Annotated in this window: 13 protein-coding genes and 1 riboswitch; of the genes, 6 read left to right on the top strand and 7 right to left on the bottom strand. The window is 67.8% G+C overall.

Annotated elements, in window-relative coordinates; genetic code table 11:
• Positions 1 to 15: 15 nt before the first annotated feature.
• The 3 genes from ACIP0B_RS00800 to ACIP0B_RS00810 all read right to left on the bottom strand — a co-directional run bounded on the left by ACIP0B_RS00800 (position 16) and on the right by ACIP0B_RS00810 (position 3,688).
• Positions 16 to 1,272: a voltage-gated chloride channel family protein gene (locus tag ACIP0B_RS00800; RefSeq protein ID WP_400828966.1), complete on the bottom strand. Its 1,257-nt coding sequence runs from the start codon at positions 1,270 to 1,272 to the stop codon at positions 16 to 18.
• Between the two features lie 80 nt (positions 1,273 to 1,352).
• Positions 1,353 to 1,421: riboswitch (Fluoride riboswitch) on the bottom strand.
• 51 nt (positions 1,422 to 1,472) lie between these two features.
• Positions 1,473 to 2,501 carry an AbrB family transcriptional regulator gene (locus ACIP0B_RS00805; RefSeq protein ID WP_400828968.1) on the bottom strand — a complete coding sequence of 343 codons (1,029 nt, stop codon included), beginning with the start codon at positions 2,499 to 2,501 and terminating at the stop codon, positions 1,473 to 1,475.
• On the bottom strand, positions 2,501 to 3,688 hold the full coding sequence (locus ACIP0B_RS00810; RefSeq protein ID WP_400828970.1) for an MFS transporter: 1,188 nt from the start codon (positions 3,686 to 3,688) through the stop codon (positions 2,501 to 2,503). Before ACIP0B_RS00810 ends, ACIP0B_RS00805 begins: the two co-directional genes overlap by 1 nt.
• A gap of 93 nt (positions 3,689 to 3,781) precedes the next feature.
• Between ACIP0B_RS00810 and ACIP0B_RS00815 the strand changes: the two genes are divergently transcribed.
• A complete protein-coding gene (locus tag ACIP0B_RS00815; RefSeq protein WP_400828972.1) occupies positions 3,782 to 4,684 on the top strand; it encodes a LysR family transcriptional regulator in 903 nt (300 codons plus the stop codon).
• Here ACIP0B_RS00815 and ACIP0B_RS00820 read toward each other — a convergent pair.
• Positions 4,669 to 5,274 (bottom strand): glutathione S-transferase, encoded by a 606-nt coding sequence (locus tag ACIP0B_RS00820; protein ID WP_400828974.1) that lies wholly within the window; start codon positions 5,272 to 5,274, stop codon positions 4,669 to 4,671. The genes ACIP0B_RS00815 and ACIP0B_RS00820 overlap by 16 nt on opposite strands.
• 12 nt (positions 5,275 to 5,286) lie before the next feature.
• Positions 5,287 to 5,556 (bottom strand): hypothetical protein, encoded by a 270-nt coding sequence (locus ACIP0B_RS00825; protein ID WP_085583656.1) that lies wholly within the window; start codon positions 5,554 to 5,556, stop codon positions 5,287 to 5,289.
• A gap of 106 nt (positions 5,557 to 5,662) precedes the next feature.
• On the opposite strand from ACIP0B_RS00825, the gene ACIP0B_RS00830 reads away from it, so the two are divergent.
• The 3 genes from ACIP0B_RS00830 (at position 5,663) to ACIP0B_RS00840 (ending at position 8,490) form a co-directional block, all read left to right on the top strand.
• Entirely contained in the window at positions 5,663 to 6,583 is a 921-nt protein-coding gene (locus ACIP0B_RS00830; RefSeq protein ID WP_400828976.1) for a LysR substrate-binding domain-containing protein, read from the top strand.
• A gap of 103 nt (positions 6,584 to 6,686) precedes the next feature.
• Entirely contained in the window at positions 6,687 to 7,460 is a 774-nt protein-coding gene (locus tag ACIP0B_RS00835; protein ID WP_400828977.1) for an SDR family oxidoreductase, read from the top strand.
• A gap of 94 nt (positions 7,461 to 7,554) precedes the next feature.
• On the top strand, positions 7,555 to 8,490 hold the full coding sequence (locus ACIP0B_RS00840; RefSeq protein WP_400828979.1) for a LysR substrate-binding domain-containing protein: 936 nt from the start codon (positions 7,555 to 7,557) through the stop codon (positions 8,488 to 8,490).
• Positions 8,491 to 8,511: 21 nt separating this feature from the next.
• Here the strand turns inward: ACIP0B_RS00840 and ACIP0B_RS00845 are convergent, their stop codons facing one another.
• Positions 8,512 to 9,090, bottom strand: coding sequence for a GNAT family N-acetyltransferase (locus ACIP0B_RS00845; RefSeq protein WP_085640779.1), 579 nt, complete (start codon positions 9,088 to 9,090; stop codon positions 8,512 to 8,514).
• Positions 9,087 to 9,617 carry an RNA polymerase sigma factor gene (locus tag ACIP0B_RS00850; protein WP_225927243.1) on the bottom strand — a complete coding sequence of 177 codons (531 nt, stop codon included), beginning with the start codon at positions 9,615 to 9,617 and terminating at the stop codon, positions 9,087 to 9,089. Before ACIP0B_RS00850 ends, ACIP0B_RS00845 begins: the two co-directional genes overlap by 4 nt.
• A gap of 293 nt (positions 9,618 to 9,910) precedes the next feature.
• Here ACIP0B_RS00850 and sctW point away from each other — a divergent pair, with 293 nt between their 5' ends.
• Together sctW and sctV are read left to right on the top strand one after the other, a co-directional pair.
• A complete protein-coding gene (sctW, locus tag ACIP0B_RS00855) occupies positions 9,911 to 11,011 on the top strand; it encodes a type III secretion system gatekeeper subunit SctW (RefSeq protein ID WP_400828982.1) in 1,101 nt (366 codons plus the stop codon).
• Positions 11,008 to 13,101, top strand: coding sequence for a type III secretion system export apparatus subunit SctV (gene sctV / locus ACIP0B_RS00860; RefSeq protein WP_400828984.1), 2,094 nt, complete (start codon positions 11,008 to 11,010; stop codon positions 13,099 to 13,101). The genes sctW and sctV overlap by 4 nt, the downstream gene beginning before the upstream one ends.
• Positions 13,102 to 13,107 lie beyond the last annotated feature (6 nt).

A 13,107-nucleotide genomic window follows, 5' to 3' on the forward strand; every position in this document is an offset into this window, starting at 1 on the left:
CGTCGATGAACCGACCTAAACCCGCGCCTGCGGGACATCCGTCGCCTGCCGGTGATGCTTGGCGCTCACCCGCTGCGCCCGGTAGATGCCGGCATGCCCGGAAAACAGGTACGCCGTGACGCACCCAACTGCCGCCAGCGGCCCGATGCCGGCGCCGAACAGCTCCATCGCCATCAGCGTCGTGGCGATCGGCGTGTTGGCGGCGCCGGCGAACACCGCCACGAAGCCGATGCCCGCCATCAGGGCGAACGGCATGTCCAGCAGCGGCCCCAGCACGTTGCCGAGGGTCGCGCCGATGTAGAACAGCGGCGTCACTTCACCGCCCTTGAAGCCGCTGCCCAGCGAGGCGACGGTGAAGGCCAGCTTGCCCGCGAAGTCGTAGGCCGGCATCGGTTCCTGGAACGAGCGGACGATGCCGTCCAGGCCCAGGCCGATGTAGGGCTGCGCATCCAACCCCCACACCGCCAGCGCAATGACGGTGCCGCCCAGCAGCGGCCGCAGCGGCGCGTAGGCGATCCGTCGCTTCATCAGCGCGCCGAGCCAGTGGGTGGCGCCGGCGAAGAGCATGCCGACCAGGCCGAACACCACGCCCGCGATGACGACGGCCATGACGCTGCCGACGCTGACCGGCACCAGGTCGCCGATGGCATACGGCGTGTGGTGCACGCCCCAGGCCAGGCAGACCCGGTCTGCCACGAGGCTGGCGGCGATGCAGGGGAACAGTGCGTCGTAGCGCAGGCGCCCGATGGCCAGCACCTCCAGGCCGAACACCGCCCCGGCCAGCGGCGTGCCGAACACCGACGAGAACCCGGCGGCGATGCCGGCCATCAGCAGCACGCGCCGGTCGACGCGATCCAGCTTGAACAAATGCGTGAGCTGATCGGCCAGCGCCCCGCCCATCTGCACCGCCGTGCCTTCGCGGCCGACCGAGGCGCCGAACAGGTGCGAAACCACCGTGCCGCCCAGCACCAGGGGCACCATGCGCAGGGGGATCACGCGTTTGGGATCGTGGATTTCGTCGATGATCAGGTTGTTGCCGGCGTCGACGGCCTTGCCGAACCGGTGATAGACCAGGCCGACCGCGAAACCGGCCAGCGGCAGGAGCCAGATGATCCAGGGGTGGCGCTCGCGCCAGGCGGTGGCCTGATCGAGCGACAGCAGGAAAAACGCCGACGCGCTGCCGGCCAGCACCGCCACGGCAGAGGCGATGGCCAGCCACTTGGCCAGATAAGGCAGCATCCGGAAGGGTTCGAAACGATTTAGGATTGGCATGGGTCATGTGCTCGAAAGGATTCGGGCTGACCGACGGAGGGGAACGTGACGCGAACGCCTACAGCCCCGACGTTGGTCAGGTATCTGTAGGCGTCATCAGCCGCGTGCGATGCGGCGGTTCAAGGAGGAACACCATCTCCTGCGGGCGATGCTAACCGAACCCTGGGCGATGAGGCCACGGCTTTTTTCCCGATGGCGCCTCAGGCCAGCGGCCGTTCCTGCCACAAGCGCTTGGGCAGCACCGCCGGCGACGCATGGATGATCGACATCCGCACCACGTGGTTGAGCATCACGAAGGCCGGATCGAGCTTGAGCAGCAAGGCCGCCGCCGTCATCACCTCGACCCCGCCGGGCACCCAGGACATGAACAGCGTCAGGAACGGCCGCCCCGTCAGCTGGCTGAACGCGGCGGCCACCAGCAGCGTGGCGCAGAACGTCAGGGCGGTGACCACAAGGCCTGCGCGCACGTAACGCAGCACATCCTTGAGGGTGATGTCCTTGAGGCGGATGCCGATCAGCCCGCCGAGCAGCACCAGGGCGATCAGGGCCAGCGGATCGGGTACGTGCAGGGCCGCCTCGGGAAATTCGACGTTGAACGCGGCGGTGTACAGCAGGCCGGTCAGCATGTACGGCGCCGGCATGTCCAGGCGCTCCAGCAGGTAACCGGTGACGACGGCCGCCGACGCCGGCGCCAGCACCAAGAGGTAATCGTGCAGCGACCCGACCGTGGACGCCGCGCCGCCGGGATGCCCGCCGGCGATGAGCGTGACCACCAGCAGCAACGCCAGCAGGCGGACGATGTGCACGAACGCGATGCGCCCGGAAGCCGCCCCCTGCCCGCCCGTCACGGTCATGACCGCCGCCATGGCGCCGGGGACCGAACCGAGCAGGCTTTCGACATGCCCCCATTTCTCCGCGCGCCGCAACCAGTGGTAGCCGACCAGGATCTGCACGCTCATGCAGATCAGCAGCCCGCCCAGGATGCTGACATCGCCCAGCTCGCCGATCATCGAGACCGTGACGATGGAGCCGACGCTGATGCCCAGCAGCAGTTGCACGACGGCCACGAACGCATGCGGCATGCGCAGGGGCACGCCCAGTTTGCTCACGGCCGTGACGGTGCAGATCGCACCGATCAGCTCGCCCAGGGGCAGCCCGGTCTGGTGGCCGATCCAGGCCCCCAGCGCCGCCACCGGGATGGGCAACAGGCATTCGAACAGTGTTTTCATCAGGACTCCGGCGTATCGGTGGGCAATCGGGATTGAAGACGGGCGCCGCCGGGCTTCCAGAACCTTTGGGCGATCAGCAGCGGCAACACTTGGAACAGCACGATCACGGCGGCGCAACCGGGCCAGCCCCAGCGCTCCCAGGCCGCGCCCGGCACAAAGGCCCCGAGGCTGCCGCCCAAGTAGTAGCAGGTCAGGTACAGCCCCACGGCGGCGGCCTTGTTTTGGCCGGCGTTGGCGGTGATGAAGGCGTTGGCGGCGGCCTGGGCGAGGAACACCCCGGTGGAGCTCAGGGCCAGGCCCGCCACGATCCACCCCAGCGACGGCGACAGGGTCAGGGCCGTGCCCGTCACGCCCAGGTACGCGGCCACCTTCACCAGATCGGCCTGGGGCCGGCCCTGGCCCAGCCGCCCCGCCAGCGGCACCACCACCAGCGCCAGCAGGAACACCGCATAGATCGACCCGAGCGCTGCGCTGCCCAGCGAAAACGGCGCCCTTCCTAAGTGCAGGCCAATGTAGGTGAACATCGCCACTTGGGCGAACAGCACACAGAACCCCACCGCGCAGGCGCCCAGCAACGGGGCGGAAAACCGCACGGCCCGGTCGGCGCGAACCGGCCGCTGCACTGTCTGCGGGTTGGGCGGCAACAGCACGGCAATCGCCAACCCCGTCAGCAGGCTCAGGCCCGCCAGCGAAGCCAGCCCCAGGCGCCAGTCGCCGAGTTCCGTCAGCAACCCCGTCAGGAACCGCCCCAGAAACCCACCCAGCACCGTGCCGGCGATGTACACGCTGGTGACCTCGGTGACAGCGCCGCCGCTCCAGCGCCCGCCGATGTAGGCGACGCTGGTGGCGAACACGAACGGAATCAGCAGCCCCTCGACCGAGCGCCAGAACAGAAAGGCACCGAAACCGCCGGCCCACGCCGACAGCGCCGCCGGCAGCGCCAACAGCAGCGCGGCCACGGCGATCACCCGCTGCTGCGGCCAGCGTGCCGTCAACCGCCCTACAAACGGGGCGCACACCGCCACGGCCAGGGTGGTGACGGTGATGCTCCAGCTCGCCTGCCGGGCAGAGATCCGGAACGCGGCCGACAGTTGATCGAGCAGCCCCTGGGTGGCGTACAGGTTGAGGAACGCCGCGCAGCCGCAGAGGAACAAGGCGATTCGTGGGTAATGCAAGCGTGGCGTCATGGGAATGTTCGTCAGCGGGCCGAACATTTTTATAAGATGGGCCGCCTTCAGGATCCAATACCGATTTCCGACCGATCGATACCAAGGATGAACATGCTCGACCTGCGCCGCCTGCGTTGCTTTCTGGTTGTCAGCGAAGAACTGCACTTCGGCCGCGCCGCGGCGCGCCTGCACCTGTCCCAGCCGCCGCTGACCCGGCAGATCTCGGCGCTGGAGGCGGAACTGGGCTTTCGCCTGTTCGACCGCAGCTCGCGCAACGTCACGCTCACCGCCGAAGGCCGGCATTTTCTGCCCTATGCACGGGCGTTGCTGGAACAGGTCGAGCGCACGGCCGCCATCGGCCACAAGCTGGCCGCCGGCAGCGTCGGCCATCTGGCGCTGGGCTACGCCAGCTCGATCGCGTTGTCGGACGTGTTCAGCCAGGCCATCCGGGACTTCTGCTCGGCCCACCCGGACGTGCAACTGACGGTCGAGGAAGGCGCGTCCACCGCGCAGTGGTCGCAGATCACCGAGGGACGCCTGGACGTTGGCCTGGGGCGCCTGCAACCGCCGGCCGACCGTTCGGACATCGAAGTGACATGCCTGGGCCAGGAACCGCTGATCGCGGCCGTCGCCAGCGACAACCCCCTCGCCGCGCAGGAGCGGGTGACGCTCAGCGAACTGAGCGAACACCCGTTGATCGCCTTCCCGACGGACTACGGCTCCGGGCTCAACGACAGCATCGAGACCCTGTACCGCCGCCACGGGCTCACGCCCCGCCGGGCGCCGACCGGCAAGCAGATCACCTCGCTCATCGCCTTGGTGGCGGCCGGCCGGGGCGTGACCGTCGTGCCGCAGTGCGTGCAGACCCTGGCGCGGCACGGCGTGACCTACCGGCCCCTGGCGGAGGCCCACGCCACCGTGCCGCTGCTGGCGATGACCCGCCAGCAGGAACGCAGCCCGCTGGTGCGCGCCTTCATCGACATCCTGCGCCAGACCGTTCAGAGCATCGGATAACGCTTGAACAGCGCGGTCTGCTCCAGGCGCTCGGCATGGGCCTTCAGGGCCGGAAAGTCAGCGGCCTTCACCACTTCCGGCAGCATCAGCTGGATGAACGACCACGCCACGGCGCTGGTCAGTGCGGCCTGATCGGGCCGATCATGCACCGGCCGCACCGCCAGCCGGCGATCCAGCTCCGCGCAGGCCGCGAGCAGTTGGCGGGTGACGCGCTCGACCCACGGCTGATGGCGCTTTTCGGCCGGCCGCAGATTGTCCTCGTACACCCGTTGGACGGCCTTCTCGCAGGCCGCCAGCGCCACGCCCAGCGTGCTCAGCACCTCCACCAGCGCCTGCGGGTTCTGCGGCAAGCCACGGAAAGCCGGCGCCACGAGGGACCTGCCGTACTCGATGATCAGCGTCGAATCCATCAGCACCGTGCCGTCGTCCAGCAGCAGGGTCGGCGCCTTGACCACCGGGTTGACCGCGGAAAACACCTCGAAGGTGCGGAACACCGACAGCGGCTCATGTTCGAACGGCACCCCCAGCAGGTCCAGGCTGATCGCCACCCGCCGCACGTAAGGCGAGTCCAGCATCCCTATCAGTTTCATGGCGTTCGCTCCCTAGTAGACGTTGATTTTCAGTAGCCGCGAGCGCCAAGGGCGCCCATGGATCCGGCGCCCCGCCGAGCGCAGCTGCAGCAGGCCCTCGCCGTCGATCAGGGCCAGTCCGGCCGAGAGCTTCAATTGTTCGCCGGGGCCGATCAGGTAATCGACGCCGTCGGCGCTGATCCAGTGCGTGCCGCTGACCGCCTGGGTGTACAGCGCCCGGTCGGCCTGCACCGAGAGCAGTTGAGATTTGGCCAATGCGACCTGAAGCCATTGCCGTTCCATAGCGTTGTGCCTCCTTTGGGCTGATGGTTTACTGTCCCTAACAATAGAGAAACCGATTGCGCCAAAACATCGGTATTTATTACCAAAACGCGTAAGAAAAAGTGACATGTCGAACATTCCACCCATCACCTGCCTGCGCAGTTTCGAGGCGGTCGCACGGCTGGGCAGCGTCACGGCGGCCGCCAAGGAGCTGCACGTCACCCATTCGGCGATCAGCCAACAGATCAAAGTGCTGGAGGAACTGCTCGGCGCCACCCTGCTGGTGCGTGAAGGCCGCGGCGTGCGGGTCAGCGAGGACGGGCGCCTGTACGCCTTGCAGATCCGCGAGTCCCTGGGCGGCATCGCCGAGGCCACCCGGCTGATCAAGACCCAGCCCAAGGCTTCCGAGCTGGTGGTGGCGGTGGTGCCGTCGTTCGGCTGCCATTGGCTGTTGCCGCGCCTGCCGCGCTTTCGGCAGGCGCACCCGCACGTCAGCGTGCGCCTGCAAGCAAGCCTGGCGGTGTCGAACCTGAACCGGGAATCGGTGCACGTCGGCATCCGCATGGGCAAGGGCGACTGGGAGGGGCTGGACAGCCACCTGCTGTTCCACGACGAAACCGTGGTGGTGGCGGCGCCGCACTTCAACGCCGGCGACCTGCCGCGGTCCCCCGAAGAGATCGTCGGCAGCCGGATCATCTTCAACATGGAATCCTGGCAGCCCTGGTGCCAGGCGGCGGGCCTGGACATCGACGTACCGCGCTCGGGCCTGTGCAGCAACGATTCCAACCTGGTGCTGCAAGCGGTGCGCCTGGGCCAGGGCATCGCGCTGGAACGGCGCAGCCTGGTGCACGACGCGATCCGCCGGGGCGAACTGGTTCAACTGAGCGAATACTCGGCGCCGTACCCCTTCCCCTACTGGCGGGTGTTGCCTGCACGCGAGCGCACGCTGGCCCGGCAGCAGGCGTTCTCCGACTGGCTCGGCGCCGAGGTCGAGGCCTACCTGAACGAGCTGAACCCCGGAACGGCCGACAGCGAGCCCGGCCTGTGATTGTTCGCGATCCCTGGATGGACCATCCAGAAAAGCGGCGCTGATCCGGCCTCCCGGCGTCCCTATCCTGAGCGCTCTCAATCAAGCACTCAGGAGAACACCCATGCCCAACCACAGCATCCAGGACAAAGTCGTGCTGATCACCGGCGGCGCCAAGAACCTGGGCGGCCTGCTCGCCCGCGACCTCGCCGCCCACGGCGCCCGTGCCGTGGCCATCCACTACAACAGCGACGCCAGCCGCGCGGCCGCCGAAGACACCGTGCAAGCCATCCGCGCCGCCGGCGCCCAAGCCCTGGCGATCCAGGCCGACCTCAGCGGCGCCGCCGCCATGGAAAGCCTGTTCGCCGAGGTGGTCGCCGCCTTCGGCCGGCCGGACATCGCCATCAACACCGTGGGCAAGGTGCTGAAGAAACCGATCACCGAGATCAGCGAAGCCGAGTACGACGAGATGGCGGCGGTCAACGCCAAGTCGGCGTTCTTCTTCCTGCGCGAGGCCGGCCGCCAGCTCAACGACAACGGCAAGGTCTGCACCCTCGTCACCTCGTTGCTGGGGGCGTTCACGCCGTTCTATGCGGCCTACGCCGGCACCAAGGCACCGGTGGAGCACTTCACCCGCGCCGCCGCCAAGGAGTTCGGCGAACGCGGGATTTCAGTGACCGCCGTGGGACCGGGGCCGATGGACACACCGTTCTTCTACCCCGCCGAAGGCGCCGACGCGGTGGCCTACCACAAGACCGCCGCCGCGCTGTCGGCCCTCTCCAGCACCGGCCTGACCGACATCGGCGACGTCGTGCCCTTCATCCGCCACCTGGTCAGCGACGGCTGGTGGATCACCGGCCAGACGATCCTGATCAACGGCGGCTATACCACCAAGTAACCCCGTTCCCGGGCCCGGCGCGATCTGCGCCGGGCCTTTTTCTTTTCTGGCCGCCCTATACTCGGCAGCACCGCCACCCCAGGAACGACAGGGTATGGACAAGCTTGAGCGCTACAGGATCTTCGTCCGCGTGGCGGAAATGGGCAGCTTCATCAAGGCCGCCAACCTGCTGGAGCTGCCCCGGGCGACCGTCTCCGCCGCCGTGCAGCGGCTGGAAAGCGAACTCGGCGCCCGCCTGCTGCACCGCACCACCCGCAACGTGCAGTTGACCGCCGCCGGCACGCAACTCTTCGAGCGGGCCGTGGAACTGCTGGCCAGCGCCGAGGCCATCGACCGGCTGTTCAAGGATCAGCAGCGTCAGGTCAAAGGGCGCCTGCACGTCGATCTGCCCAGCCGCATCGCCCGCCGCGTGGTGGCGCCGGCGCTGCCGCAGCTGCTCGGCGACTATCCCGACCTTCAGTTGCTGCTCGGTTCCAGCGACCGCGCCGTGGACCTGGTGCGCGAAGGCATCGATTGCGTGCTGCGGGTCGGCCCGCTGACCGACAGCAGCCTGGCGGCCCGTCCGCTGGGGATGATCGAACTGATCAACTGCGCGAGCCCCGACTACCTGCACCGCCACGGCACGCCCGAAAGCGTCGACGACCTGACGCAGGGGCACCGGATGATCGGCTATGCCTCGCCGCTCTCCGGCCGGGAAATGCCCTGGGAACATGTCGACGCCCAAGGCCAGGCACACACGCTCACGCTGCCCAGCCAGGTGACGGTCAACAATGCCGAAAGCTACATCGCCTGCTGCCGCGCAGGCTTGGGGCTGATTCAGATTCCGCGCTACGACGTGCAGCACCTGCTCGATGCCGGCGACCTGTGCGAAGTGCTGACGGACGCGCGCCCGGCGCCGTTGCCGGCCACCCTGCTCTATCCGCACCGGCAGCAGCGTTCGGGGGTGTTGGAGGTGTTCGTGGATTGGTTGCAGGGGGTGTTGGCCCCCTGCCTGGTCGATCGGCAAGCAGGCCGCCGTCCACCGCCGTGAACGGCCGGCCCGGTGGCGGCGTCAGGCGCCGGGCGGGTGGTCGTCGGGTCGCTGGGGCAAGCCTTCGTACAGCGGCAGGCCGTACAGCAGCACGTCGGCCCGTTCCTCGCCGAAGCGTGCGATGTTCGGCAGGCGGGCCCAGAGCACCGCGCCGATGGACTGCACGATCTGCTGGCTGGGCCGGTTGGCCGCCATGATCCACGCCACCAGGGTCTCCAGGCCGAACTGGCGGCCGAGGATCACCGTCGCATGGCCCAAACGCACGCCGATGCCGCTGCCGTGGCGGTCGGCCCGCACGTAGATCGCGGTCTCGCCGGTGTGGCGGCAGGCCTGGGTGCCCCAGCTGAAGCGGTTGATCGACAGCCAGCCCACCACCTCGCCGCCGCGTTCGAGCACGTACACCGGCAGCCCGTCGCGCTTGTAGAGGTTGATGTAGAACGTCACCTCCTCCAGCGTCATCGGCCGGGTCACCGGCGAGTTGGCGCCGGTGCCGGCGGTTTCGTTGAAGATCTCCATCATCGCCGGCAGGTCGGCGTCGCAGGACTCGCGCACGCCGCGCGGCAGGGTCGCGGGCAATGCCCGGCGGTTGAAACCGTTCATGCGCCGGCCTCCTCTGCAAAGACGCTCATCTTCAGTTGGCCGCGGGCCCGGGCCAGGCGCGAGCGCACGGTGCCGATGGGCACCCCCAGCTGCACGGCGGCGTCCTGGTAGCTGATGTCGGAATCCACCAGCAGATCGATCACAGCGCGCATGTCCACCGACAGCCCGTCGATGGCCTCCACCGCGCGGCTGAGCAGGCGCTGGTGTTCGCTGACGTGGCTGGGGTCGTGCCCGTGCTCCAGGCTTTCGATGCCCGACTCTTCCAGCACCGCGCATTGCGGGCGGCTGTACAGGCTCTTGAAATGGTTGCTGACCAGGTTGGAGGCGATGCCGAACAGCCAGGTCTCCGGCCGGGACGCGCCGGCGAACTTGTGCTGGTTGCGCCAGGCCTCCAGGTAAGTCATTTGCATCAGGTCATCGACATCGGCCTGGTTGAACACCCGCTTATTGATGAAGCAGCGCAGTTTCCTTTCGCTGCTGCGAGCCAGGCCTCCCAGGTCCAGCTTGATCGCGCCAATCACTTTCATGTCCGTTTGAACGGTATTCGAATCCACGCTTGATCCCTCATGTCTCACGCTATGCCGACAGTGGCGGGAGAGACAGAGAGCAGCGAACGTACCAACCTCGACGATTTTTCAAGTTCTTGATTCACAAGGACTTAAATTTCTGGAACCGCCGATTCGGGCAACTTGTTGCACTTTCGGGAAAATCCCCGTGCCAGTTCTTGCACGCCGTTTTCAGGCCAGGGAACACCCAGGGAACCGGATGCCGCCGCGCGCCACTCAGAGCTCACCTGCACTGCGGTGGAAAGCGCGCCTCCATGAAAATCAACAGCTACAACGACGTCCTGCCCCTGGACCTGCCGGGCCGGTTTCCCTTCCCCGCCGACACGGCGGCGGCCACGGCGAAGAACCCGCTGATCGACTCCATGGAGGAAGTGGCGCTCAAGTTCAGCGAAAGCGTCGAGCGGCACAGCAAGAGTCTGGACGAACGCCTGATCAGCGAATCGACGCGGGGCCAACGGGTCGAGCGCATCGAGAAGCTGGCCGAGCTCTACCGCCTGCTCGATCACGGCGACCAACCGAGCCTGGAACAGCAGGCCCGGCGCATGCAGATGCAACTGCAGCAGCAACCGTCGCTGCAGACCGCACTGGGGCTGGCCGAGCAGGATCCGGCGCGGGCCGACATCCTGTTGCAGCAGGCCTTGCGCCTGTCCTTGCAGGAAGGCCGGGAAACCGATGCGCAGGCCACCCGCAGCCTGATCGACGAGTTGCGCCAGCTGCACGGCGACCGGATCCGCGCCGGGTTCAACACCGCCGGCGCCATCGCCCTGTTCACCCGCGACCCGCAGCAGCGCGCCGCCATGCGCCAGCTCTACTACAAGGCCATCGTCGGCCAGCAGCCGCTGGCCAACCTGCTCGAAGGGCTGCTCGAACAGTTCAGCGAAGAGCAGTTCGGCCGGGGCCTGCGCACCTTGCAGCGGGCGCTGGCCGACGACATCGCCGCCCTGTCGCCGTCGCTGCCCGGCGGCGTGCTGGGCTCGATGCTGCGCGGGCTCGGCTCCTGCGGACGGCTCAACAGCCTGCTCCAGGCCTGCCAGGCGCTGCTGGAGCGCCTGGGCCAGCGGCACGGCGGCATGACCTCGCTGGGCATGAGCAAGCGGCTGCTGCGTTTTTGCGGCAACGGCTTCTTCGCCCGAGACCTGACGCTGCTGGGCGATGACACGCTGGGGCCGGCCTCCGACCGTCAGGCGTGGTTCTTCAACGCCCTGTACCCGTTGCTGCAACAACTGCCGCTGGTGCTGTGGAAAGACCTCAAGACCCGCCAGAACGGCCTGCGCCTGCTGCAAGGCCTGATGGATGAGATGGCCCGCCAGGAGCGTCAGGCCCTGGGCCTCGACGACGGCCGGAGCCCGCGATGAACCGACTGATCCAAAGCCTCAACCGCCTGGCGCTGGCGGTGATGCGGCGCACCGAGATCGTCGGCGCGGTGATGGTCATGGCCATCGTGTTCATGATGATCCTGCCGTTGCCCACGCCGCTGGTGGACGTGCTGATCGCCCTGAACATCTGCATTTCCTCGCTGCTGATCGTGCTGGCCATGTACCTGCCAAGGCCCCTGGCGTTTTCCACGTTTCCGGCGGTGCTGCTGCTGACCACCATGTTCCGCCTGTCGCTGTCGATCGCCACCACCCGCCTGATCCTGCTGCAGCAGGACGCCGGGCACATCGTCGAGGCGTTCGGCAGCTTCGTGGTCGGCGGCAACCTGGCGGTGGGCCTGGTGATCTTCCTGATCCTGACCATCGTCAACTTCCTGGTGATCACCAAGGGGTCGGAACGGGTGGCCGAAGTGGCGGCGCGCTTCACCCTGGACGCCATGCCCGGCAAGCAGATGTCCATCGACAGCGACCTGCGGGCCAACCTGATCAGCGTCCGCGAGGCGCGCCAGCGGCGCGAGCAGCTGTCCAAGGAAAGCCAGCTGTTCGGCGCCATGGACGGGGCCATGAAGTTCGTCAAGGGCGACGCCATCGCCGGCCTGGTGATCGTGTTCATCAACCTGATCGGCGGGTTCTCCATCGGCGTCCTGCAGAACGGCATGGAAGCCGCCGACGCCATGCACCTGTATTCGGTGCTGACCATCGGCGACGGCCTGATCGCGCAGATTCCGGCGCTGCTGATTTCCCTCACCGCCGGCATGATCATCACCCGCGTGGCGCCGGACAGTCAGGCCGGCGACGCCAACATCGGCCACGAGATCGCCGAGCAACTGACCAGCCAGCCCAAGGCCTGGGTGTTTTCCTCCATCGGCATGCTCGGTTTCGCGGCCATCCCCGGCATGCCGGGCCTGGTGTTCGTCAGCATCAGCCTGGTGTGCCTGTCCGGCGGGCTGCTCCAGCTGTGGCGCATCCGCCGCCGGCAACTGTTGCAGGAACATGCCGGCGCCGCCCGCAACGCTGCGCCCGAGCTCAACGGCCGCGAAGACATCCGCCGCTTCAACCCCTCGCGCCCTTACCTGCTGCAATTCCACCCCGCTCACCAGGGCAGCGCCGACGTCGAGCGGCTGGTGTCCGGCATCCGCCAGCGGCGCAATACCCTGGTGCACCGGTTCGGCCTGACCCTGCCGTCGTTCGAGCTGGAGTTCACCGAGCGCTGCGCCGAGGACGAATTCTGCTTCTGCGTCTACGAGGTTCCGCTGATCCGCGCCACCTTCGACAGCCGCCGGGTGGCGGTACCGCTGCATCAGGTGGGCGAGCTGCATGACGGCGAACGCGGGTCGGCGGAGCGCGACGAGAGCCAGTGGGTCTGGCTCGAACCGGAACACACGCTGCTGCGCATGACCAGCGTGGAGCCGGCGAGCGCCGAGGAACTGATCCTGGAGCGCATGGGCCGCGCCTTCCAGGCCACCGGCCCGCGCTTCATCGGCTTGCAGGAAAGCAAGGCGATCCTCGGCTGGCTGGAGAGCGAACAGCCGGAACTGGCCCAGGAGCTGCAACGCACCCTGCCGCTGGCCCGCTTCGCGGCGGTGCTGCAACGGCTGTCGGCGGAACTGGTGTCGCTGCGTGCGGTGCGGCCGATCGCCGAGACCCTGATCGAACAGGGCCAGCACGAACGCGACCTGAGCGCCCTCACCGACTATGTGCGCATCGCCCTCAAGGCGCAGATCTGCCATCAGCACGCCGACCAGGGCGCGCTGAACGCCTGGCTGCTGAACCCCGAGACCGAAGTGCTGCTGCGCGACGCCCTGCGCCAGAGCCAGAACGAAGCCTATTTCGCCCTGGAGCCCGAACTCGGCGGCGCCCTGCTGGAGCAACTGCGCGACGCGTTCCCGCTGCGGGCGCGGCCGGCCCCGGTGCTGCTGGTGGCCCAGGACCTGCGCAGCCCGCTGCACGGTTTGCTCAACGACGAATTCAACCACGTCCCGGTGCTGTCCTTCGCCGAGCTGCTGTCCAGCGTGCAGGTGCAGGTGCTGGGGCGTATCGATCTGCAAGAGGCACAGGCCATGCTGGCCTGACGGAGT

Origin of the sequence: Pseudomonas sp. NPDC089534, assembly GCF_044749305.1 — a bacterium.
GTDB classification, from domain to species: Bacteria; Pseudomonadota; Gammaproteobacteria; order Pseudomonadales; family Pseudomonadaceae; genus Aquipseudomonas; species Aquipseudomonas ekonensis.